Genomic DNA, 23704 nt, shown 5'->3' on the forward strand with positions numbered 1-23704 from the left:
CGGGTGTCTGCTCAGGCGTTCGCCAAATCGGGCTGCAGAGGGGCGGCCGAAAGATCCATCCAGTTCACGCCCCACATGTGGCCATCCGGATCCTCGAAGCTGCGGCCGTACATGAAGCTGTATTCGTCCTTCGGGCTGGGATCGGCCACCCCGCCCGCCGCTGCGGCCTTGGCGACGATATCGTCGACATCGCTGCGGCTGTCCGCGGACAGGCAAAACAGCACCTGGTTCGAGGTCCTGGCGTCCGCAATCGGCTTTGGCGTGAACTCGCGGAATTTGTCGTGGGTCAGCAGCATGGCGAAAATGGTCTCGGAAAAGACCATGCAGCTCGCGGTCTCGTCGCTGAATTGCGGGTTCTTGACCGCGCCGACGGCCTCATAGAAGGCGGTCGCGCGCTTGAGGTCGATCACCGGCAGGTTGACGAAGATCATCTTGGGCATCGGAAGCTCCTTGGCGGGGTTCTGCCCAAGGACGGACGGCCAGGCCGCCATCCGACACCGCTTCCGACGAAATTTTTGGACCCCGATCTGCGGGCGTCTGTCGCACCGCCACCGCCCTGAAGGGCCTTACTTCTTCTCGTTGGGATCGCGGTGCACCGGGTCGATCCACAGCACGGTCTCGGGCTTCTCGACCGGCTCGATGTCGAGGTTGATCGCCACCGCCTCGCCGTCGCTGCGCACCAGCACGCATTCCAGCACCTCGTCCGGGCTGGCGTTGATCTCCTGATGCGGCACGTAAGGCGGGACAAAAATGAAATCGCCGGGGCCGGCCTCCGCGGTGAATTGCAGGCTCTCGCCCCAGCGCATGCGCGCCTTGCCCTTCACGACGTAGATGACGCTTTCGAGATGGCCGTGGTGATGCGCGCCGGTCTTGGCATCCGGCTTGATGCTGACCGTGCCCGCCCACAATTTCTGAGCGCCGACGCGGGCGAAATTGATCGCGGCCGCACGGTCCATGCCCGGCGTCGACGGCACATTGGTATCGAGCTGATTGCCGGGAATGACGCGAACGCCATCATGCTTCCAGCGATCATCATGATGATGACCATGGTCATGGTGGGAATGCGAATGGTCATGGCCGGTCATGGGACTTGCTTTCTGTTGGTTCCGTGCGCGGCAACCTAACCCAAAGCGGCGCCCGCCAGCCATACCAAAATCGGAACTCTCGTAGCCGCCCAGCGTTGTCGTTCCAAGCAAATCGAAAGGAGATTTTCATGGGCAGCACGACCGACAAGATCAAGGGCACCGCCAACGAGGCGATCGGCAAGCCCAAGCAGGGCGTCGGTGAAGCCACCGGATCCGATCGCATGAAGGGCGAGGGCGCGGTGCAGGAAGTCAAGGGCAAGGGCCAGCAGGCCATGGGCGATGCCAAGGACGCCGCGAAGGATGCGATCGATCGCGCCGCCGCTGCGGCTCGCCGCGCCGCAGAGTGACGCGCGTAAGATTGAAATGAAAAGACCGGCCGCAAGGCCGGTCTTTTTTGTCGTCATTCCGGGGCGGTGCGTAGCACCGCCCGGAATGACGGCTGCGCCGTCATTTCACCGCAAGCAATTCCACGTCGAACATCAGCGTCGCGTTCGGCGGGATCACGCCGCCGGCACCGCGGACGCCGTAGCCGAGCTGCGGCGGGATGATCAGCGTGCGCTTGCCGCCGACCTTCATCGAGGCGACGCCCTCGTCCCAGCCGGCAATGACGCGGCCTTTGCCGATCGGAAACTCGAACGGCTCCTTGCGGTCAACGGAGCTATCGAATTTCTTGCCCTTCTGGCCGTTCTCATACAGCCAGCCGGTATAGTGCATCACGCAGATCTGTCCCGGCTGCGGCGAGGCGCCGGTGCCGACGGTGGAGTCGATGATCTGCAAGCCTGAAGCTGTGGTCATGGTCTTTCCTGCAGTCTGGGCCGAGGCCGTGGTGGAAACGAAATGCGACACGCTGGCGATCACGGTGATCGCGAGTGCCGACATCAGGGCGAGGAGCGCGCGCTGGAAACGCTGCATAAAACACCTTCCGTTTGAGGCGGGAGGTGTCTAGCCCAAGGCGGTCGCCGTTTCCACCCCTTTAGACCTCGATATTTTCCAGCCGGACCGGCAGCTTGCGGATGCGCTGGCCGGTGGCGTGATAGATCGCGTTGCAGATCGCCGCATTGGTGCCGACATTGGCAAGCTCGCCGAGGCCCTTTGCGCCCACCGGGTTGATGTGATCGTCCTGCTCGGACAGCATGATCACCTCGACGCCGGGCACATCGGCATTCACGGGCACGAGGTAGTCGGCAAGATTGTCGTTGACGTAGCGCGCATTGCGCTCGTCGATCTCGGTGGCCTCCAGCAACGCCGAGGACATGCCCCAGATCAGGCCACCCATGAGCTGGCTGCGCGCGGTGCGCGGATTCATGATCCTGCCTGCCGCGAACGCGCCGACCAGGCGGGGACAGCGGATCTCGTGCGTGAGGCGATTGACGCGGACCTCGACGAACTCGGCACCGAAGGCGTAGGCGATCTTGTCCTTCATTTGATGGCCGCCGACCAGCCGTACCTGACCATTGTGCATGGCGCGGAAGGAGTCCATCGGCGCGCCTTCCGGCTTCCACTCGCCGTACTCTTCGACCACGCCGACGCCGAGCGCATCGAACGCCTTCTCGATATCGAGCGGACGATCGCCCTTGGCCGCCTGGGTCGACGGTGCCGGGCTGATGCCGACAGTCTCCTTGGCCTTGTCGGCGAGGCTGTCGCTCGGCATCACCGCCTTGAGCAGGCGCTGTCGGATCTGATCGCACACCATCATCACGGCCGAGCAGGTGCTGGCGGTCGAGTTGGAGCCGCCGGCAACCGGCGCGGGCGGCAGGTCGCTGTCGCCCATGAAGACCGCGACCTTCTCCAGTGGCACGCCGAGCCGCTCGGCTGCAGTCTGTGCGATGACAGTGTAGGCGCCGGTCCCGATCTCATGACCGGCGATCTCGACGCGGGTGCGGCCGTCCCGCTGCAGGCGCACGCGCGCCGCGGACGGCGCCATCTGCGTCGGATAGCACGTGGCGGCGCAGCCGTAGCCGATCAACCAGTCGCCGTCGGACATCGATTTCGGCTGCGGCGAGCGCTGCGACCAGCCGAACGCCTTGGCGGCTTCGTCGAAACACGCCATGAGCGATCGCGACGTGTAGGGCTTGCCATCGATCGGATCCCTGGTGGCATCGTTGATACGGCGAAGCTCGACTGGATCCATGTTCAGTTTGACGGCGAGCTCGTCCAGCGCGCTCTCCAGCGCGAACAGATACGGCACCTCCGGGGGCGAACGCATGAAGCCGGGCGTGTTGCGATCGGCACGCACGATCGAGACCAGGCTATCCACGTTTGGGCAGGCATAGAGCCGTGTCGTGGTCTTGGTTCCACCAACGCAATAGGCATCGGGGCGCGAGGAGACTTCAGCCCCCTCATGCCTCAAAGCGACCAGCCTGCCGTCCCGGCTCGCACCGAGCTTGATCTCATGCCGCGTCTCGGCGCGGTAGGTCGCGATGGTGAAGCCCTGGTCCCGGGTCGGGACCAGCTTGATCGGGCGGTTCAGGCGCCTGGCAATGGCGGCGATGATGGCGGTGCGCGGCGTCATCGAGCCGCGCGAGCCGAAACCGCCGCCGACATAGGGATTGACCACGCGCACCTTGTCGGCGTCGATGCCGAGCTGCTCGGCCACGCCGTGCTTCAGGCCATGGACATACTGGCTGCCCTCATAGATGACGAGATTGTCGCCCATCCAGGCGCAGCTGGTCGTGAACAGCTCCATCGGATTGTGGTGCTGCGTCGGCGTGTCGTAGGAAGCGGTGAGCGTGACCTCGGCCGCATCGAACGCCTTGGCGAAATCACCGACCTCAGGGTCTTCCTTGAACTGCGAATTTTGTCCTTTCGCTGCGGCTGTCGTCGTCCCCGGCGAATCGAAGGTCGCGCTGGGCGCAGCAGCCGTATAACTGACCTTGATGCGGTTGGCCGCTTCGCGCGCGGCCTCGTAACTCTCCGCGACCACCACGGCGATGATCTGGCCGTCATGGGCGATCTCGGCCGATTTCAGCGGCTGGATCGTGGTGCCGGCATAGCCGCCATTGCTGAACAGTTTCGACTCCTTCAGCTTCGGGGCGTTCTCGTGCGTGACGATGTCGATCACGCCGCGGACGCGCTTGGCATCGCCAAGGTCGAAGCGGTCGATGCGGCCCTTGGCGATAGCGCTGGTGACTAGGAATGCGTAGGCCGGATTGTCCAGGGGCATGTCGGAGGCATAGGTCGCCCGCCCCGTGACCTTTGCGGCCGCATCATAGCGCGGGATGGGCTGCCCCATATTCGTCTTGGGCCCGGGAGCTGCAGCGGTCATGATCAGATCTCCATCGTTACGGCCTGCTGGAGCGCGCGTGCCACGACACGCTTGCCGAGCGCGATCTTGAAGCTGTTGTGCCGGCGGCCGCGGGCGTCAGCAAAGGCGGCCTCGGCCACGCGCCGTGCCAGAGCTTCGTCGAACCTCTGTCCCTTCAACAGCGCCTCGGCCTCACGTGCACGCCAGGGCACGGTGGCGACGCCACCGAGCGCGACGCGGGCGTCCCTGATCGTGCCGTCCTGGACGTCGAGCGCGATCGCAGCTGACGACAGCGCGAATTCGTAGGATTGCCGGTCGCGCGTCTTGAGATACAGCGAGCGCGGCCAGCGGCCGGAAATCGAGAACGCCGAGATCAGCTCGCCGGGCTGAAGCGCAGTCTCGATGTCCGGCGTGTTGCCCGGCGCCTTGTGAAGCTGCGCGAACGGCATGCTGCGCGTTCCGGCCTTGCCGGTGATCTCGACCATTGCATCGAGCGCGATCAGCGCCTGTGCGAAATCGCCGGGATACGTCGCTATGCACTGATCGGAGGTCCCGAGCACCGCATGCATGCGGTTGACGCCGTCCATTGCCGCGCAGCCGGAGCCCGGATTGCGCTTGTTGCAGTTCTCATAGGAGACATCGCGGAAGTAGTTGCAGCGCGTTCGCTGCATCACGTTGCCGCCGAGCGTTGCCATGTTGCGCAGCTGGGCGCTTGCAGCGAGCTTCAGCGAATCCGCGATCACCGGATAGCTGCGCTGGATCTCGGCGCGCGCGGCGACGTCGGACATCTTTGCCAGCGCCCCGAGGCGCAAGCCATCGCCACCCGGCTCGATCGCGGACCAGGCCTGCGCCAGCGGATTGATATCGACGATCGCGGTGGGCCGCATCACGTCGAGCTTCATCAAATCGATCAGCGTGGTGCCGCCGGCAAGCGGCTGCGCCGCCGCCTTCGTCAGCGGATCGTTGGCGGCCGCGGCGGCGCTGAGCGCCTGCACGGCCATGTCGGGGTCTGATGCCCTCTGGTACGAAAACGGTCGCATGCGCCTAACCTTTCATGATCTCGGGCGCGGCCTGCTTCACGGCGGCGACGATGTTGGGATAGGCGGCGCAGCGGCAGATATTGCCGCTCATGTATTCGCGGATGTCGGCCTCGGTGCCGGCATGGCCCTCCTTCACGCAAGCGATCGCCGACATGATCTGACCGGGCGTGCAATAGCCGCACTGGAACGCATCGTTGTCGATAAAGGCCTGCTGCATCGGATGCAGGCGGTCGTCGGTGGCGAGGCCCTCGACGGTCGTGATCTCCTGCCCCTCGGCGGCGAGTGCCAGTGTCAGGCACGACACCACGCGACGATCGTCGATCAGCACCGTGCAGGCGCCGCACTGGCCGTGGTCACAGCCCTTCTTGCTGCCGGTAAGCTTGAGATGTTCGCGTAAGGCATCGAGCACCGTGGTGCGCACATCGATGGTCAGGCGCTTGTCCTTGCCGTTGACGTGCAGCGTGACCTCGACGGGAAGCGACGGATCCCGCGCCGCTGGTGCCGGCGCGTCCTCCGACGCCGCGCGCGCCGTCATCGGGATCAGCGCGCTGCCAGCCGCGCCGGCCATGAAAGCGCGTCGGTCGAATCCGGATGATCTGGAACCTGGTTTGTCGGGCATGACAGGCCTCCGCCGCTGATCTGCAAAGCAGCGCACGCCTGCACCGCTCATCGCCCCTTAACCTGGAGCGATGGGCGCAGTTCCGGACGAGATAAGGGCGGCGCAGCAAATGCCGCGCCGCCCTTCGTCAACTTTTCCTGATCTCGCGCGGGGAACTGCGGGCGATCAATAACCCAGCGCGCAGCCGTCCTTGCGCGGATCGGAGCCGCCGGTGAGCGTGCCCTTGTCCCAATCGATCCAGATCGCCTGGGCGCCGCCGAGCGGGCCGACCACGCTGGTGGTCTTGTGGCCGAGCTTCTTCAGGCCTTCGACGATGGCCGCCGGAACGCTGTCCTCGAGCTGATACTGGCCCTCGTAGTGCAGGCCGCGCGGCATATCGATCGCCTGCTGCACGTCGCAGCCGTAGTCGAGGATGTTGGTCAGGAGATGAGTCTGGCCGGTCGGCTGGTACTGGCCGCCCATCACCGCATACGACATCGTGGAACGGCCGTCCTTGGTGAGCAGGCCCGGCATGATCGTGTGCAGCGGGCGCTTGCCGCCTTCGATGCAGTTGGGATGCCCGGGCTGGATGCGGAAGCCGCCGGCGCGGTTCTGGAACAAGACACCGGTCTTGTTCGAGACGATCGCCGAGCCGAAGGAATGCGCAACCGAGTTGATGAACGAGCAGACGTTGCGGTCCTTGTCCACGACCGTGATGTAGATGGTCGAGGGATTCATCGGCGGCGCGACGTTCGGCAGGTCGAGCATGCCGTCCATGCGGATCTTGCTGATGTACTCGTCGGCAAAGCCCTTCTCGAGCATCTCGGCGACGTTGATCTTCATGTGCTCGGGCGAGGCGACATGCATCTCGCGGTTCATGTAGGCGATGCGTGCCGCTTCCGCCTCGAGATGGAAGCGCTCGACGCTCACGGGCGCGTACTTGGTCAGATCGAAGCGCGACAGGATGTTGAGCATCAAGAGCGCGGTGACGCCCGGGCCGTTCGGCGGGCACTGCCAGACGTCGTAGCCCTTGTACATTGTGCCGATCGGCGTGGTCACTTCCGTGGTGTGCGCGGCGAAATCGTCGAGCGTGTGCAGGCTGCCGATGCCCCTGAGGGTCTCGACCATGTCCTCCGCGATCTCGCCCTTGTAGAAGGCGTCGCGGCCGTCCTTGGCGATCGCGCGCAGCGTCTTGCCGAGCTCGGCCTGGCGAATGACGTCGCCGGCCACCGGCGGCCGGCCGCCCGGCAACAAATAGCGCACGGTGTTGGTGCCGTTCTTCAGCTTCTCGAACTGGTTCTTCCAGTCGAAGGCGATGCGGGGCGCGACGACATAGCCTTCCTCGGCCGCCTTGATCGCGGGCTGGAGCAGCCGGTCGAAACCGAACTTGCCGTGGTCGCGCAGCACGGTCGCGAAGGCGTCGATCACGCCGGGGATCGATACCGCATGCGCCGAGGTCAGCGGCACCGAGTTGATCTTGCGTTCGAGATACCAGTCGGCATTCGCCGCCTTCGGCGCGCGGCCGGAGCCGTTATAGGCGACGATCTTGCCCTCGCCGCGCGGCTGGATCAGCGCAAAGCAATCGCCGCCGATACCGGTCGACTGCGGCTCGATCACGCCGAGCAGGGCCGAACCGGCGACCGCCGCGTCCACCGCGGTGCCGCCCTCGCGCAGCACCTCGATCGCGGCGAGCGAGGCCTGCGGATGCGAGGTCGCCACCATCGCATTGGTGGCGTGAACCGTGGACCTGCCGGGGAAATGGAAGTTTCTCATCGAATGTCTTGCTCTCTTGGCCGTCGGCGCGATGGGCGCGCCATCTCGAAAACCGCGTCTACATGACACATTCCCGCCCGGCGGGGCAATGCTGGCATACCAGGAAAATGGCAGCTATCCGCTGGGCGTATGGACCCTTCTCCGGCTTCCGCGATGCGGGTTTTCCGGGCGCGGGCCGCCTGCTAAACGAGCGGCCATGAATACGGCTTACAAGGTCTGCGCCTTCTATCAATTCGTCGCCCTCCCGGATTACCGCGAGCTGCGCGAGCCGCTGCGCGCCTGCTGCGCCGGCCTTGGGCTGAAGGGCAGCGTGTTGCTGGCGCAGGAGGGCATCAACGGCACGGTCGCCGGCGCACCGGAGGCGATCGACGCCTTCGCTCGTGAGCTCGCACACGGCGACATGTTCGGCGGCAGGCTGAACAATCTCGAATTGAAATTCTCCGCTGCGGAGGCGATGCCGTTCGGACGGCTGAAGGTGCGGCTGAAGAAGGAGATCGTCACGCTGGGCGATGCAGCCGCCGATCCGACACGCCAGGTCGGCACCTATGTCGATGCGCGCGAATGGAACGCGCTGATCGCGGCACCCGACACGCTCGTGCTCGATACTCGCAACGCCTTCGAGGTGGCGATGGGAACGTTCGAGGGCGCAGTCGATCCCGGCATCAAGAGCTTCGGCCAGTTCAAGGACTTTGCCGCCGAGCGGCTCGATCCGGCACGGCACCGCAGGATCGCGATGTTCTGCACCGGCGGCATTCGCTGCGAGAAGGCGAGCGCGCATCTGCTCGCGCGGGGCTTTGCCGAGGTCTGTCACCTCAAGGGCGGCATCCTCAGATATCTGGAGGAGGTGCCGGAGGCGGAGAGCCGCTGGCGCGGCGAATGCTTCGTGTTCGACGAGCGCGTGGCGCTCGGCCACGGTTTGCGCGAGCGAAACAAGGACGTAACGCGTGACGAATGAGATCAAGACGCTGAGCGAGCGCATCGACACGCTGGAGACGCGCCTCGCCTACCAGGACGACACGATCGAGACGTTGAACCAGACCATCACCGCACAATGGAAGCAGATCGACAGGCTGACGCGGCAGATCGCCGAGCTCAATGCTCGGCTGCAGGAGGCCGAGGCAAATGCGCCAGGGCCTGCCAACGAGCCTCCGCCGCACTATTGAGCGGTGTTACTGGCCGGACGCCTTGGGCAGCAGGTCCATGACCTCGCCGGACATCACCAGGCGGTTGCGGCCTGCCGCCTTGGCGGCATAGAGTGCCCGGTCGGCAGCTTCGACCAGCGCAGAGACGCCCGCGGTTCGTTCGAACGCCGGCCGGCAGGCTGCGCCGCCAAGCGAGGCGGTGACGCATCCGGCCGCCAGGTTGCTGCCATGCGCGAGGCCGGCCTCGTGAATGGCGTTGCGGATCCGTTCGCCGACCCGGGCGCAGCCGGCGGCGTCGATGTTCGGCAGCAGCATGGTGAATTCCTCACCGCCATAACGCGCCGCCAGATCGCCGGCGCGCTGCGCCTCGGCCGCGATGATCTTTGCGATCAGGCGCAGGCACGCATCGCCCGCGGGATGGCCGTATTCATCGTTGTAGGCCTTGAAGTGGTCGACATCGATCATCAGCAAAGCAAGGCTGGAGCGGTCGCGATAGGAACGCGCCCATTCCTCCTTCAGACGCTCGTCGAAGCGGCGGCGATTGGCAAGGCCGGTGAGGCTGTCCTCGATCGCCAGCGTCTCGAGCCTCGTTTCCAGCTTCTTGTGCTCCGTGATGTCGCGGGAGATCGCGACCACGCCGTCGACGCGGCCATCGTCCTTGCGCGTAACCCGCATGGTCGATTCCAGCCAGATTTCGCCGTTCTGCCGGTGCGAGTTGCGGTAGGTGAGACGCGCCTCCTCCTTCTCGCCGCGCTTCATGGCATCGACGATCGCCTGGACCTCCGGCAGATCCTCCGGATTGACACCCGCGAGGGCCGGCGAACCGATCAGCTGATTTGGACGCCAGCCGACGACGCGGACCGACGAGGGCGAGACATAGCGCAGCCGCTCATCGAGGCCGATGCGGGTCACCATATCGCTGGAGCCTTCGGCCAGCAGGCGGAAATGCGCCTCCGTCTCGGCCAGCGCGACGGCCATGCGCTGGCCGCGCTGCAACTGCCGCACCAGCACGCCGCCGATGACCGCGATCAGCATCACCGGCGCGAGCACGTAGAGCATGCGCGAGATTGCCGCCGTGCGCCAGGGCGCGAGCAACTCGACCTTGTCGACGGTGGCGAGCAGGAGGAGCGGGAAGCGGCTGCTGCGATTGAAGAAGCTGACGCGTTCGGCGCCGTCCAGCGGCGACGTGAAATGGTGGGCGCCGCTCGGCCGTTGCAGGCTCGGCTCGCGGAACAACGGCTTGTCGGCGACGCTGCGCCCGACGAATGTCTCGTTGCTGGGATTGCGCGCGATGATCAGGCCGTCGCCATGCGCCAGCGACACGGAGCTGTTGCGGCCGATCTCGAACTGCTCGTAGAAGTGCGACAGGTATTTCGAGCTGATGGTCGCGAGCACCACGCCGCCGAAGCTGCCGTCCGGCTTGTTGAAGCGGCGTGACAGGGTCACGACCCATTCGCCGTCCAGCAGACTCTTTACGGGACGGCCGACATGGGCCTCGCGCTTGGGCGAGAGCTGGTGATATCGGAAGAAGGCATCGTCGCTGAAGGTCGTCCGGATCGTACCGGGAGAGGTCAGCCAGTTGCCCTGATCATCGATGATGGCGAGGCTGTGGATGCGCGCGATCGCCTTCTTGCGCACGTCCAGCAAGGTGCGCAGCTTCGCGATCGTGGCCGGCGCAGTGCCGTCCATCTCCAGCCGGCTGACCACGCCGACCACGCCGGAATCCAGGAGATCGAGGCTGTCCTCGGCATGCTGGGTCAGCGAACGCGCAACGTTCGCCATCTCCATCTCGGCGTCCTTGAGCACCGCATCGCGTGCCGTCCATTCACCCCAACCGCTGACGCCGAGGATGGTCGCGCAGGTCAGCGCGACGAAAGCCGCCGCGCGCAGCGGCAGGCGGCTCCATCCGGCTCGTTGGGTAGCACTCATGCGGCAGGGTCCTCCGATCGTTCGGAAACCTCTGCCGCTTCTGTTATTTAATCCTGAAATCGCTACCGGACTACGCGGCGATTCCTGCCCTTTCCAGTAGTCCTACGGATGCGGCGATCGGCGCATCGCTAACAAGACATTAGCGGGCCTATCGGAATCCGGCGCGCCCGACGCCGCTAGCTGAAGATGGCCTTAACCTTGGCCCAGAGCGAAGGATGCTCGGCCTCGGCGTCGGCCTTCGAGGGCGTCGGCTGCGCGGCGCTCACGGGATCGGAAGCTGGGAACGTGTCCCTCAGCCCGTCGTCGAGCTTGGATTGCCGATCGGCAGCGAGCGCCTCGCGCAGATCTTCGGCGTGCTTGTCGTGCGGCGCGGGGTTGAATGTCTCAGCCATGATCTCCTCCATTGGCTGGTCAACGCGGCCCGATCACCCTGGTTCCCCTGTTCCGCTGAGGGCCGCGGCGGTGTATCAGGAGGCACAACCCGCTTCAGGACCATTCGTGCCCCAGTCTTCGACGAAACCCTTCATCGACGTTCTCTCCGGCCAACGCCAGACCATCCCGCCCATGTGGATGATGCGCCAGGCCGGGCGCTATTTGCCGGAATATCGCGAGGTGCGCGCCAAGGCCGGCGGCTTCCTCGATCTCTGCTTCAACCCGGAGCTTGCCGCCGAGGTGACGCTGCAGCCGATCCGAAAGTTCGGCTTCGACACGGCGATCATCTTCTCCGACATTCTGGTGATCCCTTACGCGCTCGGACGTGAGGTGCGGTTCGAGGTCGGCGAGGGCCCGCGGCTCGAGCCGCTGGACGATCCGGCCAAAGTGGCGACGCTGGCGCCGCGCGCAGATTTCGGCAGGCTCGAGCCGGTGTTCGAGGCGCTGAAGATCGTGCGCGGTGCGCTCGATCCCAAGGTCGCGCTGATCGGCTTCTGCGGCGCGCCGTGGACGGTGGCGACCTACATGGTCGCGGGCCACGGCACGCCGGACCAGGCGCCGGCCCGGATGATGGCCTACCGGCATCCGGAAGCTTTTGCGCAGATCATCGACGTGCTGGTCGACAACTCGGTTCAGTATCTGCTGGCACAGCTCGCCGCCGGCGCCGACGCGTTGCAGATCTTCGACACCTGGGCCGGCGTGCTGCCGCCCAGCGAGTTCGCGCGCTGGTCGGTCGAGCCGACGCGGCGCATCGTGGAGGGCGTGAGGGCCAAGGTGCCGGACGCGAAGATCATCGGCTTCCCCCGCGGCGCCGGCGCGCTGCTGCCTGCTTACGTCGAGGCGACCGGCGTCGACGCGGTCAGCATCGACTGGACCGCGGAGCCGGCCTTCATCCGCGAGCGGGTGCAGAGCAAGGTCGCGGTGCAGGGCAATCTCGATCCGCTGGTGCTGATCACGGGCGGCGCCGCGCTCGACCGCGCGGTCGACAACGTGCTGGCCAATTTTGCGCAAGGGCGGCTGATCTTCAACCTCGGCCACGGCATCCAGCCGGAAACGCCGATCGCCCATGTCGAGCAGATGATCAGGCGCGTGCGGGGCTGATTGTTTCGCCCCTTCGGGCGCGGCAAAACAAAAAGTGCGAAAACAACCCCATGCACAGTAGCCAAGCCGTTGAAAACATTATGCGGAGATGACTCGCTCGTGCGTTTTGACTTGTCGGGCAAAACAGGCGCAGAATAGCATCATCGCAGATCGTGATTTCGGCGAGGTTTACCGCAGCCGGCTGCGCTCGGAGAGAGGCCACGTCAGGCGAGGAAATCGCTGCGATTCACCCGGCTGAGCGACGTTTCGAGCCGGAGATCGTCGCGCCTGATCTCTTCGACCGTCTCGAAGGTGAAACGGATGTGCTCGGCCGCAGCCGCTTCAGCCTCCTTGCTCTTGCCTGCGATCACCGCGTCCGCGAGCGCCAGATGTTGCTCCAGCAGCTGGTCGCGGACGCCCTCGCGCAAATAGAGTTGCGCGCGGCTGTAGAAGATGTTGTTGCGCAAGAGGTCGGCAAGCGCGCGCATGACGTGGAGCAACACCACGTTGTGACTCGCCTCGTAGATCAGGAGATGAAGCTCCACGTCGGCATCACCCTCCTGGCTCGGATCTTCGAGCTTGTGGGCCTTTCGCATCCGGTCGGCGCAATCCCGGATCGCCTGCCGGTCGAGATCCGTGCCACGCAGTGCGGCGAAGCGGGCGGCGTGCGCCTCCTGAATCCTGCGGAATTCGAAATAGTCGGCCGTGACACGCGGCTTGTCCTGCAACAGCGTAGCGAGGGGCCGCAGCAGCGGCGACAGGAACTGGGCGACGAACGTCCCCGAGCGGGTGGTGGCGAGCAGCCCGCGCTTTTCGAGGATCTGCAGCGCCTCGCGCAGTGAGGGTCGCGAGATCTCCAGCTTCTCGGCGAGATCCCGCTCAGCCGCAAGCTTTTCTCCGGGCCGTAATACGCCCTCGAGGATCAGCTTCTCGATGTGATCGGCCATCGCTTCCGCGATTTTCGGCGTCCGGACGACGTTGCTCAAGATGGCACCTATCCCTTTGGCGCGGCGCGCAGATTCCCTTGGCAGTATGGCGCTTTCGCGCCCTCGGTCAAGCATCCTCCCCACCGCCTATACCTGATGAATAATATTTCCCAATTGACATTCATGGTAAATTAATTTTACCAGGGCTGGTATCGGACAATATGGATACCCAAGACCGTGGACCAGCCGCGGCGGATGAGGACAACGCGAGGAGATTTTCGTGGCGTGGACCCAGGCTTACGACCCCTTCAACAATCCATGGCTCTCGACCGCCGCGGCGGCGCTGCCGGTCATCGTGCTGCTGAGTGCGATTGCGGTCTTCGAAATCAAGGCGCATTGGGCGGCAGCCATTGGCCTCGTGACCGCCCTCGGCGTTGCCGTGTTCGCGTTCGGCATGCCGGCGGGCATGGCCGGAATGGCCGCGGTCTACGGCGCGGGCTTCGGGCTCCTGCCGATCGGCTGGATCATCATCAACATCATCTTCCTCTATCAGCTTCTGAACGAGAAGGGCGAGTTCGCGGTGCTGCAACGCTCGGTCTCCTCGATCAGTGACGATCGCCGCCTGCAGCTGCTCTTCATCGCGTTTTCGCTGGGTGCGTTCTTCGAGGGCGCCGCAGGGTTCGGCACGCCGGTTGCGGTCACTGCCGCGATGCTGATTGGGCTTGGCTTTTCGCCGCTCGCCGCCTCCGGCCTGTCGCTGATCGCCAATACCGCGCCGGTCGCCTATGGCGCGCTCGGAACGCCCGTGATCGCGCTCAGCGCGGTGACCGGGCTGGATCTCCAGGAGCTGAGCGGGATGATCGGGCGGCAGCTGCCGTTCTTCTCGCTGCTGGTGCCGTTCTGGCTGATCTGGGCCTTCGTCGGCTTCCGCCGAATGCTCGAGATCTGGCCCGCCATTCTGGTGGCCGGCGTCTCGTTCGCGGTTCCGCAATATTTGGTCTCGAACTTCCATGGGCCGTGGCTGGTCGACGTGATTGCCGCGGTGGTATCCATGGCAAGCCTCGCGCTGTTCCTGCGCGTCTGGCGGCCCACGCATGCGATGAAGGAGATGCCGGCGCGCTATGGCGCCCCGCTAGCGGACGAGGCTCCCGTCGGCAAGACCACCAAGGCGGCTGTCGCCAAGGCATGGAGGCCCTGGCTCATCTTCTCGGCCTTCGTCTTCGCCTGGGGCACGCCGCAGGTGAAGAGCTGGCTCGACGGCATCTGGGTCGCCAAGTTTCCCGTGCTCGGGCTGCACAACCTCGTTCAGAAGGCGCCGCCGGTCGTGGCCAAGCCTGTCGCAGAGGGCGCGGTCTATGTGCTCAATCTGCTCTCGGCGGCCGGCACCGGCATTCTCCTGTCGGCGATCATTTCGGGCCTGCTGGTCGGCTACGGTCCGCTCGGTCTGATCCGAATTTATGCGCGCACGCTCTATTTGACGCGCTATTCGCTCGCGACCATCGCCTGCATGCTGGCTCTCGGCTTCGTCACGCGCTACTCCGGCACGGATGCCACGCTCGGTCTGGCCTTCGCCAAGACCGGGGCGCTCTATCCGTTCTTCGGCGCGCTGATCGGCTGGCTCGGCGTCGCGCTGACGGGGTCGGATACGTCCTCGAACGTGCTGTTCGGGGGACTTCAGCGCATCAGCGCCGAACAGATCGGCGTCAGTCCGGTGCTTATGGCAGCCGCCAACAGCTCCGGTGGCGTCATGGGCAAGATGATCGACGCGCAGAGCATCGTGGTCGCGTCCACGGCCACCAAATGGTACGGCCACGAGGGCACGATCCTGCGCTTCGTCTTCTTCCACAGCTTCGCGCTCGTCGTTCTCGTCGGCATCCTGGTGCTGGGCCAGGCCTATGTCTGGCCGCTCAAGCTGCTCGTGCCCTGATCGGAGGCTGGCGATGCGATTGTCACAGTGTCACAATTTTCACGACTTCCGGCGGCTGGCGCGTCGCCGGCTGCCCGGGCCGATCTTCGATTACATCGACGGTGGGGCGGACGATGAGGTCACCCACCGCCGCAACACGGCGAGCTTCGAGCAATGCGACCTCGTGCCCAATGTGCTGCGCGGCGTGCAAGAGGTCGACCTCTCGGTCACCGTCATGGGACAGAAGCTTGCGCTGCCGTTCTATTGCTCGCCGACGGCCTTGCAGCGTCTGTTTCACCATCGGGGCGAGCGTGCCGTCGCTGCGGCCGCGGCGCGCTACGGCACCATGTTCGGCGTCTCCTCGCTCGGCACGGTCAGCCTCGAGGAGCTGCGCAAGGCCCATGATACGCCGCAGGTCTATCAGTTCTATTTCCACAGGGATCGCGGGCTTAACCGTGCGATGATGCAGCGCGCCAAGGACGCCGGCGTCGAGGTGATGATGCTGACGGTCGACAGCATCACCGGTGGAAATCGCGAGCGCGACCTGCGGACGGGATTCAGTATCCCCTTCCGTCTGACGCTCGCTGGCATGCTCCAGTTCATGATCAAGCCGCAATGGGGCATCCAGTATGTCACCCACGAGAGATTCAGGCTGCCGCAACTGGAGGAGCATGTCGACATGAGCGGTGGCGCGGTGTCGATCGGCCGGTATTTCACCGAGATGCTGGATCCGTCGATGAATTGGGATGATGTCGCCGAGATGGTGCGAAGCTGGAACGGGCCGTTCTGTCTGAAGGGGATCATATCGCCGGCCGATGCGCGCCGCGCGGTCGAGATCGGCTGCGCCGGGATCATCCTGTCGAACCATGGTGGTCGGCAGCTCGACGGTTCTCGCTCCGCCTTCGACCAACTCGCCGAAATCGTCGACGCCGTCGGCGATCGCATCGACGTGATGATGGATGGCGGCATCCAGCGCGGGACCCACATCCTGAAGGCGCTCTCGCTCGGTGCCAAGGCCGTCGGCCTTGGGCGCTCCTATCTCTATCCGCTGGCGGCGGCCGGCCAGTCCGGCGTCGAGCGGGCCCTCGGCCTGTTGCGGGCCGAGCTCGAGCGCGACATGAAGCTGATGGGATGCACCTCGATCGGCCAACTCTCGCGCGCCAATTTGCGCTTCAAGTCGGCGGCGTGAAACACCGGCGCGACGGCCATCGATAGGAGGCGGTCATCAATTTGAGCGGCGCTCGGGAGCTGACGGTTCGTCTCGGTCGCTGATCGCTTCGAGCCTGAAGCGCGATGCGATGAGGCTTGATCGTGCACCAATGGAGGTGCGCTCCCTCTCCCGCTTGCGGGCAGGGCTATCGCATTTGAGAATTTTCCCTGCGGCCATCCTTCGAGACGCCCGCTTTGGGCGGGCTCCTCAGGATGAGGGCGGAGTGAGCGGCAGCAGTTTCAACGAGCACTGACGCTGATTAGCCTCATCCTGAGGAGGCGCGTAAGCGCCGTCTCGAAGGACGAGGCGTGCGCGCAGGCCGCCGCCACAAGTCATGTGCGATAGCCCTGCGCTTGCGGGAGAGGGTCGGGGAGAGGGTGCTTCCGCAATGGGACAATCCCCAAGGAGAAAGCCCTCACCCGGCGCGCGGGACGATGCTTCGCATCGCCCGAACGCGCCGACCTCTCCCGCAAGCGGGAGAGGTTGCACCGAGCCCGTGGCAATCGGTTCAACCTAAAGCCATTCCGCTTTACCGCGGCCGGCTGCGCTCGATGATCCCCGCCGCACCCTTCGCCAGCAGGTCCACCCCCACCGCGCGGCCGAGCTCGCGCGGACGGTTGGCGGGCCCGGTGCGCGAGGCTTCGATGATGGTGTTGCCGGAGAGATCGAGCACCGAGGCGGTGAGCGACATCTGGTCGCCTGTGATGGTCGAGAAGCCCGCGACCGGCGAATTGCAGTGGCCGTTGAGCACCCACAGCACCTCGCGCTCGGCGTCGGCGGAGGCATGCGCAGAGGCGTCGTCGATCGACGACAGGATCTGTCGCGTTTGCCAGTCCTGCGCGGCGCATTCGACCGCGACGATGCCCTGCCCTGCGGCCGGCAGCATCTCCGCCGCGGTGAATTCGTAAGCGATGCGATGCGCAAGACCGACGCGATCAAGGCCGGAGCGCGCCATGATCAGCGCGTCGGCCGGCCCGACTGCGCCGCCATCCGGAAGGCGCTGCTTCTCGCCATTGTCGAGTTTTCGCACCCTTGTGTCGGCGGCCCCGCGGAAATGGATCACCTCCACCTCCGGGAACAACCGCCGCGCATAGGCTGCGCGGCGCACCGCGTTGGTGCCGATCTTGAAGCCCTTGCCGCGCGACTGCCGCAGCGCCTCCAGCGTCACACCCTCGCGCAGCACCAACGCATCGCCAGGCGGATCGCGCGACAGCGTGGCACCGATGACGAGGCCGGGCGTGTCCTCGTTGCCCGGCATGTCCTTCAGCGAATGCATCGCCGCCTGGAGCTCACCCGACAGCACGGCGGCGCGGATCTGCGCCACGAAGGCTCCGCCCTTGCCGCCATGCGGCAACAGCTTGCTGGTCTGGTCGAGATCGCCCGTGGTGTCGAACTTGACGATCTCGACGTCCAGACCGGGCACGGCGGCGGTCAGGCGGCGCGCAATCTCTTCCGTCTGTGCCAGCGCCATGGCGCTCTTGCGGGTGCCGATCCTCAGTCGAATAGCCAAGTCGAACGTCCTTTCAGGGCGAATTTATCGCGCATCCTCCAATATCATGTCGGAGGCCTTTTCGGCGATCATGATGATCGGCGCATTGGTGTTCCCCGACACCAGATCGGGCATGATCGAGCCGTCGACGACGCGCAAGGCTTCGAGCCCCCTCACCTTCAGCCGCTGATCGACCACCGCGAGCGCGTCGTTGCCCATACGACAGGTCGAGGTCGGATGATAGATGGTGCTGCCGCGATCGCGGCAATAATCCAGGATCTCGGCGTCCGTCGATACCTTCGACCCGGGATCGTACTCGTCGACCACGAACGGCTTCAGCGCCGGTGCGTTCAATATCCTGCGCAGGATCTTGATGCCCTCGACATTGGTGGTGCGGTCGGTCTCGGTGGACATGTAGTTGATGCGGATCTCCGGAGGCACGGTGGGGTCCGGGCTTTTAATCCGCAAGGTGCCGCGGCTCTCGGGCCGGAGCTGGCACACCGAGGCGGTGAATCCGGAGAAGGCGTGCAGCTTCTCGCCCATCTTGTCGGTCGAGAACGGCAGGAAGTGGACCTGGATGTCGGGCGAGGCCAGCCGCGGACTGGTCTTGAAGAATGCGCCCGCCGTGCCGGCTGCGATCGTCAGCCAGCCTTTCCGGAACAGCGCATAGCGCGCGCCGGCCATGGTGCGGCGAAGCGGATGATTGATGGTGTCGTTGAGCGTGATCTTCTGCGAGCAGCGCATCACGATGCGGACCTGCATGTGATCCTGCAGATCGTGACCGACGCCCGGTGCGTCCAGCACCACATCGATGCCGTGCCGGCGCAGGAGATCGCCGGGGCCGACGCCGGAGAGCTGGAGCAGCTGCGGCGAATTGTAGGCGCCGCTCGACAGCACGACCTCCTTGCGTGCGCGGGCGCGGCGCAATGCTGCGCCTTGCCGGTATTCGACGCCGACTGCTCGACGCCCTTCGAACAGGATGCGTTGGGCGTGCGCGGAGGTCTCGATCTTGAGATTGCTGCGGGACTTGGCAGGCCCGAGATAGGCGACCGAAGTCGAGGCGCGGCGGCCGTTGCGCGTCGTGGTCTGGAACAGGCCGACGCCTTCCTGCGTCGCGCCGTTGAAGTCAGAATTGTAGGGCAAACCGGTCTGGACCGCGGCATCGATGAAGGCTTTCGATAACGGATCGGTCACGATCATGTTGGACACCGGCAGCGGCCCGCCGGTGCCGTGATAGTGATCGGCGCCCCGCGACTGGTTCTCGGCCTTCTTGAAATAGGGCAGCACGTCGTCATAGCCCCAGCCGGTGTTGCCGAGCTGGCGCCAGCGGTCGTAGTCCTCGTGCTGGCCGCGGACATAGAGCAGGCCGTTGATCGAGCTCGATCCGCCCAGCGTCTTGCCGCGCGGCTGGAATACCTGACGGCCCTTGAGTTCGGGCTCCGGCTCGGTCTGGTACATCCAATTGACGCTCTTCTCCTTGAACAGCTTGCCGTAGCCGAGCGGGACGTGGATCCAGATGTTGGAATCCTTCGGGCCGGCCTCGAGCAGCAGCACACTGTGCTTGCCGTTCGCCGAAAGCCTGTTGGCGAGCACGCAGCCGGCGGAGCCGGCGCCGACGATGATGTAGTCGTATTCGGGATCTGTGGGTGCAAGGGCGGAATTTGCGTTCATGCGCTACTGTTCTTCTTGTTGGCGTGGGCGTTTCCGATTCGTCACTACCACAATCATGCGGGCAGACGCAGCGCTTCCACCAGCGACTTGAACGCACGGGCATATTCCGCGCCGGCCTTTGCGATATCGGCGCGTCCGGCGCAGGCGACCGCGGCCTCCGTGACCGCACCGAGCAGCAGCCGCGCCAGCGGCTCGACAGGCTGCGGTGCGATTAGGCCGGCCTCCATCGCGGCGGAGAGCGCGCGCGGCATCTTGCCGCCAAAGTGCTGCGCGTCGATCTCGCGCCAGCGTTCCCAACCAAGCACCGCCGGGCCGTCGCGCAGGATGATCCGGCCGGTCGGACCCTTGGCGGTCGCTGCGAAGTAGTGCTGGGTGCCGGCGACCATCGCGGCGAGCACGTCCTTCTCGGCGCGTGCCGCGCGGTCGATCTCTGCAACGAGGTCGCGCGAGACCTGGACGAACACGGCCTCGAACACCGATTCCTTGGTCTTGAAGTGATGATAGACCGCGCCCTTGGCGACGGAAGCGCCTTCGGCAATGTCGTCCATGGTGGTGGCGGCAAAGCCGTGCATCCCGAACAAGCGCCGCGCCGCCGTCAGGATCGCCTCCGATGTCGCCGCCCGTCGCTCCGCCTGTTTCGCCATGGGTCCTCGTCTAGTCGAATTCGAACCAGGCGACCAGCTAGTGGGTTGAACGCGGTGCACCTCGCTGGCACTGCACCCTCTCCCCTTGTGGGAGAGGGTGGCTTGCCGCGCAAGCGGCGAGCCGGGTGAGGGGTTCTCTCCGCGAATCCAGATGCCAGTTGGATTGATCGAGAGAAACCCCTCATCCCGGCGCCATAGCCGAAGCTTCGCTTCGGCGTCCACTTTAGAACGGCGGCCGAAGGCCGCCTATGCCACCTTCTCCCACAAGGGGAGCAGGGAAGAAATGGCGGCCAGTTGACTTTTCGACTATCGGTCGGTAATTACCGACTAATAGTCTGTTTTATTTGTGAGGTCGCCATGCCGAGCCGTGAGGTCGTCGAAGCTTTTGCCAAGCGCCTGGAGGACGGGGATTTCGTCGGCGCGATCCTCGACTACTACACCCCCGACGCAGCAACCTATGAGAACCTCGCCGCGCCCGTGGTCGGGCGCGACAAGCTCGCGGACAAGGAGCGCGGCGTGCTGGCGGCGTTCAAGAAAGTCACTGCCGTGCGCCTCGGCCCGAGCCTGATCGATGGCGACGTTGTCGCCAGCCGCTGGAGATTCTCTTTCACCAATGCCGAGGGCGTGACGCGGACGCTGGAGGAGATCGCGTGGCAGACCTGGCGAGGCAACGAGATCGTCGAGGAGCGCTTCTTCTACGATCCGAAGCAACTCGGACGCTGAGCGGGAATGCCCCTATCGGTACAGCATGACTACGGCTAGGCCGACGAGCGGCGCAAGAAACTGAACGGCCTGCCACCGCGAGCCATCGATCGACCAGCGTCCGTAGAAGACGGTGCCGCCGCGCTGGGATGGCGACGCCGGTTGATCCCGAAATGCCTTCCACCGTGCCTCGGCAGGCCTGAGAAAATCTTCCGGCTTGACCGCCATGTCGGCGCTGCTCAGCACCACCTGCATCATCTCGCCTTTCGGCTGGAACATGGCCTCGGCCCCGGGCGGCGAGAGGAAGCCCAGCTTCGGGGCGACCTGCTGCTCATAGAAATCCTGACCGACCGTGACGGCCGCAGCGTATGGACTGACATACGGCACCCCCGAGATGCCGGGAACGACGAGATGGCCCACCCCGCGCACCTCCTGCCAGGGAATGAAGAGACCCTTGAGCCATGGCCTGTGAAAATGGATGCCCGCGGGAGACATGGAGACGACCGCCCGATCCGCGTAGAAGTGCCGGTAGGCTGAAAACGCGATCCATCCGAATCCGAGATAGAGCAACATCCAGCCGAAAACGTTCAGCGATGGATTAACGAGATGGCTCCAATAGAGACTGCGCATGGCGCCGACATAGGTTGAGCCGCTGCTCGATCCGCCGACCATCAGGCTGATGCCAACGATGAGAGTGGAGAGGACGATCAGGACAAGGGCGCCGATCAATAATTCCAGAAGCAACGGCAGGCCGGACCGTCCGATCAGACTTGTCAGTGCATAGCCTGCGAACGCCAGACCCAGCAGAGCCAGATAGACGAGGGCCAAAACGGCTCCATTCTGGCCGCGGCTCTCGGCGTGAAGCGCGATCGCAAGGCCGGCGACGCAAGCCCACATGGCCCAGGGAAGGCGGTCCATCCGCCACTTGTCCATCGTGTACTCGACAACTGCCGACACGTCGGCTGAAGGCTCGCTCATGGACAGGCCCTCGGGATCTTCGAGTGCATCCGTGCCGACGCGGCGCACCGTCGCCTGATCGATCCAGCAACGTATCACGCGATCAGGGGGGCGTCTCGATCCGCTGACGAGAAGCACACATCGGCGCAGACGCCGGTGTTGACGTCCGGATAGGAGGCTGATGATCCGCCGGAGCTCGGCGCGCGGCAATTCCAGCGCGAGGGCTTGCCATTTAACGACTGATCGGTCTATATATCAGCATGAGGCAAAACACTCCAACGCCGACGCCCCGTGGCCGGCCGCGAAGTTTCGACGTGGACGCCGCCATCGAACGCGCGATGGATGTGTTCTGGTCGCGCGGCTATCACGCCACGGCGCTGCCCGATCTCCTGCGTGCGACCAGGCTTTCGCGGGGCAGCCTCTACGCCGCTTTCGGTGACAAGCATTCGCTCTTCTTGCGAGCACTCGATCGCTACATCGCGGATGCCTTGGCGCGGATGGATGTCGAATTCGACCCGGGAAACGATCCGGTCGAGGGTCTGCAGGCCTACCTGGCCGGTTACGTCGAGCGCACCAGCGGGGGCAACGGTCGGCGCGGGTGCCTCTTGGTGGCCACAGCCATGGAATTGGCCGGCCAGGATGCCGAAGTGGGTCGCCGCGTTGCGAGCTTCTTCAAGGCCATGGAAGCCAAGGTGACGGATACGCTGTCCCGGGCGAAAGCGGCCGGCAAGTTGGCCGACGGTGTCGAGCCCGCAGCGGCCGCCCGAGTTCTCGTCTGCTTCGTTGAAGGGCTGCGCGTGGTCGGCAAGACCGCACCGGCACGGACCACATCGCAAGCGGCCGTCGACGCTCTCATCGGCCATTTCGTCAGGTAATCACTCCGTGACGCTTCCGCCGATGCTGCGCATATATTTGGACTGATCGGTCTTAAAAGGACGTGCGCCATGTCTGGCATTCAGATCGTCTGCGCGATCGCCGTTCCCCTGATCTGGGGTTATCAGTTCGTGGCCATCAAGGTGGGCGTTGCGGAGTTTCCGCCGCTCTTCTTCCTCGCACTGCGCTTTCTGGTCATTGCGCTGCTGCTTGTTCCGTTCGTGGACAGGCCCACGCATCGACAACTCGGTCCTGTTGCAGCCATTTCGCTGTTCCTTGGCGGCCTGAATTTCGGGCTCTTCTATGTCGGCCTTGGACTCGGCTCGGGAAGCATGTCGGCCGTCGCGTACCAGCTCGCCACGCCCTTCACCATCCTGTTGTCCTGGCCCATTCTGGCGGAGAGGCCGTCTCTCGCCACCTCTGCCGGAGTCGTGCTTGCATTCGTGGGCGTGACCGTGCTCGCGGCGGAGCCGGGCCTGTCGACCAACCTGATTCCGCTGCTGCTTGTGGTTGGCGCCGCTTTTGCCTTCGCGGTGTCCAACGTCTTGACGAAGCGTTACGGCCCCCTCGATCCCTTGATGCTGATGGGGTGGTCCTCGCTGCTCACGGTACCGCAGGTCATGTTGATGTCGCTGCTGCTTGAACATGGACAAGCGGCGAGCCTTGTGACGGCGGGCGAACTTGGCTGGCTGGCGCTCGCCTACACGATCTTCGCAGGGGGAATTGTCGGGTTTGGCCTCTGGTTCTGGCTGATCGCCCGTTGCTCGATGGTGCGCGTCGCGCCCTTCGGTCTGCTGCTTCCGGTGTTTGCCTTGCTTTCGAGCGTGCTGTTTCTCGGCGACCGACTCACGCCAAAGCTGATCGTCGGCGGACTGCTCGCGATCTCCGGGGTCGCCATCACCCAGCTGAGACCGCGCCCTCGCCCCGTCTGATGTCTGGCCTGTCGGGCATTTGTATCGATTTGTTATCGATACTGCGTGAAGAACGCGCAGAAGTGGTCGCG

Annotated in this window: 23 protein-coding genes; 9 read left to right on the forward strand and 14 right to left on the reverse strand. The window is 64.9% G+C overall.

The features are described from left to right. Nucleotides 1–11: 11 nt before the first annotated feature. Both N2604_RS33285 and N2604_RS33290 read right to left on the reverse strand, forming a co-directional pair. Entirely contained in the window at nucleotides 12–440 is a 429-nt protein-coding gene (locus N2604_RS33285) for a VOC family protein (RefSeq protein ID WP_260372195.1), read from the reverse strand. Nucleotides 441–566: 126 nt separating this feature from the next. Then, nucleotides 567–1085: a cupin domain-containing protein gene (locus N2604_RS33290; RefSeq protein ID WP_260372196.1), complete on the reverse strand. Its 519-nt coding sequence runs from the start codon at nucleotides 1083–1085 to the stop codon at nucleotides 567–569. A 128-nt stretch (nucleotides 1086–1213) separates the two neighbouring features. Here N2604_RS33290 and N2604_RS33295 point away from each other — a divergent pair, with 128 nt between their 5' ends. Then, nucleotides 1214–1432, forward strand: a complete 219-nt coding sequence (locus N2604_RS33295; RefSeq protein ID WP_260372197.1) for a CsbD family protein — start codon at nucleotides 1214–1216, stop codon at nucleotides 1430–1432. Between the two features lie 100 nt (nucleotides 1433–1532). On the opposite strand, the gene N2604_RS33300 is transcribed toward N2604_RS33295, so the two are convergent. From N2604_RS33300 to ggt, 5 genes are all read right to left on the reverse strand, one after another. Continuing rightward, nucleotides 1533–1997 (reverse strand): FKBP-type peptidyl-prolyl cis-trans isomerase, encoded by a 465-nt coding sequence (locus N2604_RS33300; RefSeq protein WP_260372198.1) that lies wholly within the window; start codon nucleotides 1995–1997, stop codon nucleotides 1533–1535. Between the two features lie 61 nt (nucleotides 1998–2058). Next, nucleotides 2059–4350, reverse strand: coding sequence for a xanthine dehydrogenase family protein molybdopterin-binding subunit (locus N2604_RS33305; protein ID WP_260372199.1), 2292 nt, complete (start codon nucleotides 4348–4350; stop codon nucleotides 2059–2061). A gap of 2 nt (nucleotides 4351–4352) precedes the next feature. Then, nucleotides 4353–5369 carry a xanthine dehydrogenase family protein subunit M gene (locus N2604_RS33310; protein WP_260372200.1) on the reverse strand — a complete coding sequence of 339 codons (1017 nt, stop codon included), beginning with the start codon at nucleotides 5367–5369 and terminating at the stop codon, nucleotides 4353–4355. A 4-nt stretch (nucleotides 5370–5373) separates the two neighbouring features. Next, entirely contained in the window at nucleotides 5374–5988 is a 615-nt protein-coding gene (locus N2604_RS33315) for a (2Fe-2S)-binding protein (RefSeq protein WP_260372201.1), read from the reverse strand. Between the two features lie 165 nt (nucleotides 5989–6153). Beyond that, nucleotides 6154–7740: a gamma-glutamyltransferase gene (gene ggt / locus N2604_RS33320; protein WP_260372202.1), complete on the reverse strand. Its 1587-nt coding sequence runs from the start codon at nucleotides 7738–7740 to the stop codon at nucleotides 6154–6156. A gap of 196 nt (nucleotides 7741–7936) precedes the next feature. On the opposite strand from ggt, the gene N2604_RS33325 reads away from it, so the two are divergent. Next, nucleotides 7937–8695 carry a rhodanese-related sulfurtransferase gene (locus tag N2604_RS33325; protein ID WP_260372203.1) on the forward strand — a complete coding sequence of 253 codons (759 nt, stop codon included), beginning with the start codon at nucleotides 7937–7939 and terminating at the stop codon, nucleotides 8693–8695. After that, nucleotides 8685–8903 carry a SlyX family protein gene (locus N2604_RS33330; RefSeq protein WP_197955420.1) on the forward strand — a complete coding sequence of 73 codons (219 nt, stop codon included), beginning with the start codon at nucleotides 8685–8687 and terminating at the stop codon, nucleotides 8901–8903. Before N2604_RS33325 ends, N2604_RS33330 begins: the two co-directional genes overlap by 11 nt. A gap of 6 nt (nucleotides 8904–8909) precedes the next feature. On the opposite strand, the gene N2604_RS33335 is transcribed toward N2604_RS33330, so the two are convergent. Continuing rightward, a complete protein-coding gene (locus N2604_RS33335) occupies nucleotides 8910–10811 on the reverse strand; it encodes a diguanylate cyclase (RefSeq protein WP_260372204.1) in 1902 nt (633 codons plus the stop codon). Nucleotides 10812–10987: 176 nt separating this feature from the next. Next, the gene (locus N2604_RS33340; RefSeq protein WP_260372205.1) at nucleotides 10988–11203 is read right to left on the reverse strand and encodes a hypothetical protein; all 216 of its coding nucleotides are present in this window, start codon (nucleotides 11201–11203) and stop codon (nucleotides 10988–10990) included. A 106-nt stretch (nucleotides 11204–11309) separates the two neighbouring features. On the opposite strand from N2604_RS33340, the gene hemE reads away from it, so the two are divergent. Further along, the gene (gene hemE / locus N2604_RS33345) at nucleotides 11310–12344 is read left to right on the forward strand and encodes a uroporphyrinogen decarboxylase (RefSeq protein ID WP_260372206.1); all 1035 of its coding nucleotides are present in this window, start codon (nucleotides 11310–11312) and stop codon (nucleotides 12342–12344) included. Between the two features lie 203 nt (nucleotides 12345–12547). On the opposite strand, the gene N2604_RS33350 is transcribed toward hemE, so the two are convergent. Next, on the reverse strand, nucleotides 12548–13309 hold the full coding sequence (locus N2604_RS33350; RefSeq protein WP_260372207.1) for an FCD domain-containing protein: 762 nt from the start codon (nucleotides 13307–13309) through the stop codon (nucleotides 12548–12550). Nucleotides 13310–13529: 220 nt separating this feature from the next. Here N2604_RS33350 and N2604_RS33355 point away from each other — a divergent pair, with 220 nt between their 5' ends. Next, entirely contained in the window at nucleotides 13530–15176 is a 1647-nt protein-coding gene (locus tag N2604_RS33355) for an L-lactate permease (protein WP_260372208.1), read from the forward strand. A 13-nt stretch (nucleotides 15177–15189) separates the two neighbouring features. After that, nucleotides 15190–16344, forward strand: a complete 1155-nt coding sequence (locus tag N2604_RS33360) for an alpha-hydroxy acid oxidase (RefSeq protein WP_260372209.1) — start codon at nucleotides 15190–15192, stop codon at nucleotides 16342–16344. Between the two features lie 550 nt (nucleotides 16345–16894). Here N2604_RS33360 and hemC read toward each other — a convergent pair. Genes hemC through N2604_RS33375 form a run of 3 tightly spaced genes read right to left on the reverse strand, consistent with a single transcriptional unit; the run spans nucleotide 16895 to nucleotide 20169 of the window. After that, entirely contained in the window at nucleotides 16895–17875 is a 981-nt protein-coding gene (gene hemC / locus N2604_RS33365; protein ID WP_260372210.1) for a hydroxymethylbilane synthase, read from the reverse strand. A 24-nt stretch (nucleotides 17876–17899) separates the two neighbouring features. Beyond that, a complete protein-coding gene (locus N2604_RS33370; protein ID WP_260372211.1) occupies nucleotides 17900–19525 on the reverse strand; it encodes a GMC family oxidoreductase in 1626 nt (541 codons plus the stop codon). A gap of 53 nt (nucleotides 19526–19578) precedes the next feature. Beyond that, a complete protein-coding gene (locus N2604_RS33375) occupies nucleotides 19579–20169 on the reverse strand; it encodes a TetR/AcrR family transcriptional regulator (RefSeq protein ID WP_260372212.1) in 591 nt (196 codons plus the stop codon). A gap of 357 nt (nucleotides 20170–20526) precedes the next feature. Here N2604_RS33375 and N2604_RS33380 point away from each other — a divergent pair, with 357 nt between their 5' ends. Then, on the forward strand, nucleotides 20527–20892 hold the full coding sequence (locus N2604_RS33380) for a nuclear transport factor 2 family protein (RefSeq protein ID WP_260372213.1): 366 nt from the start codon (nucleotides 20527–20529) through the stop codon (nucleotides 20890–20892). A 12-nt stretch (nucleotides 20893–20904) separates the two neighbouring features. On the opposite strand, the gene N2604_RS33385 is transcribed toward N2604_RS33380, so the two are convergent. Then, nucleotides 20905–21897, reverse strand: coding sequence for a hypothetical protein (locus tag N2604_RS33385; RefSeq protein ID WP_260372214.1), 993 nt, complete (start codon nucleotides 21895–21897; stop codon nucleotides 20905–20907). Nucleotides 21898–22166: 269 nt separating this feature from the next. Here N2604_RS33385 and N2604_RS33390 point away from each other — a divergent pair, with 269 nt between their 5' ends. Together N2604_RS33390 and N2604_RS33395 are read left to right on the forward strand one after the other, a co-directional pair. Then, the gene (locus N2604_RS33390; protein WP_260376363.1) at nucleotides 22167–22703 is read left to right on the forward strand and encodes a TetR/AcrR family transcriptional regulator; all 537 of its coding nucleotides are present in this window, start codon (nucleotides 22167–22169) and stop codon (nucleotides 22701–22703) included. Between the two features lie 69 nt (nucleotides 22704–22772). Then, nucleotides 22773–23633: a DMT family transporter gene (locus N2604_RS33395; protein WP_260372215.1), complete on the forward strand. Its 861-nt coding sequence runs from the start codon at nucleotides 22773–22775 to the stop codon at nucleotides 23631–23633. The last annotated feature ends 71 nt before the right edge of the window (nucleotides 23634–23704 follow it).

The sequence above is a fragment of the Bradyrhizobium sp. CB1015 genome (assembly GCF_025200925.1).
GTDB lineage: Bacteria > Pseudomonadota > Alphaproteobacteria > Rhizobiales > Xanthobacteraceae > Bradyrhizobium.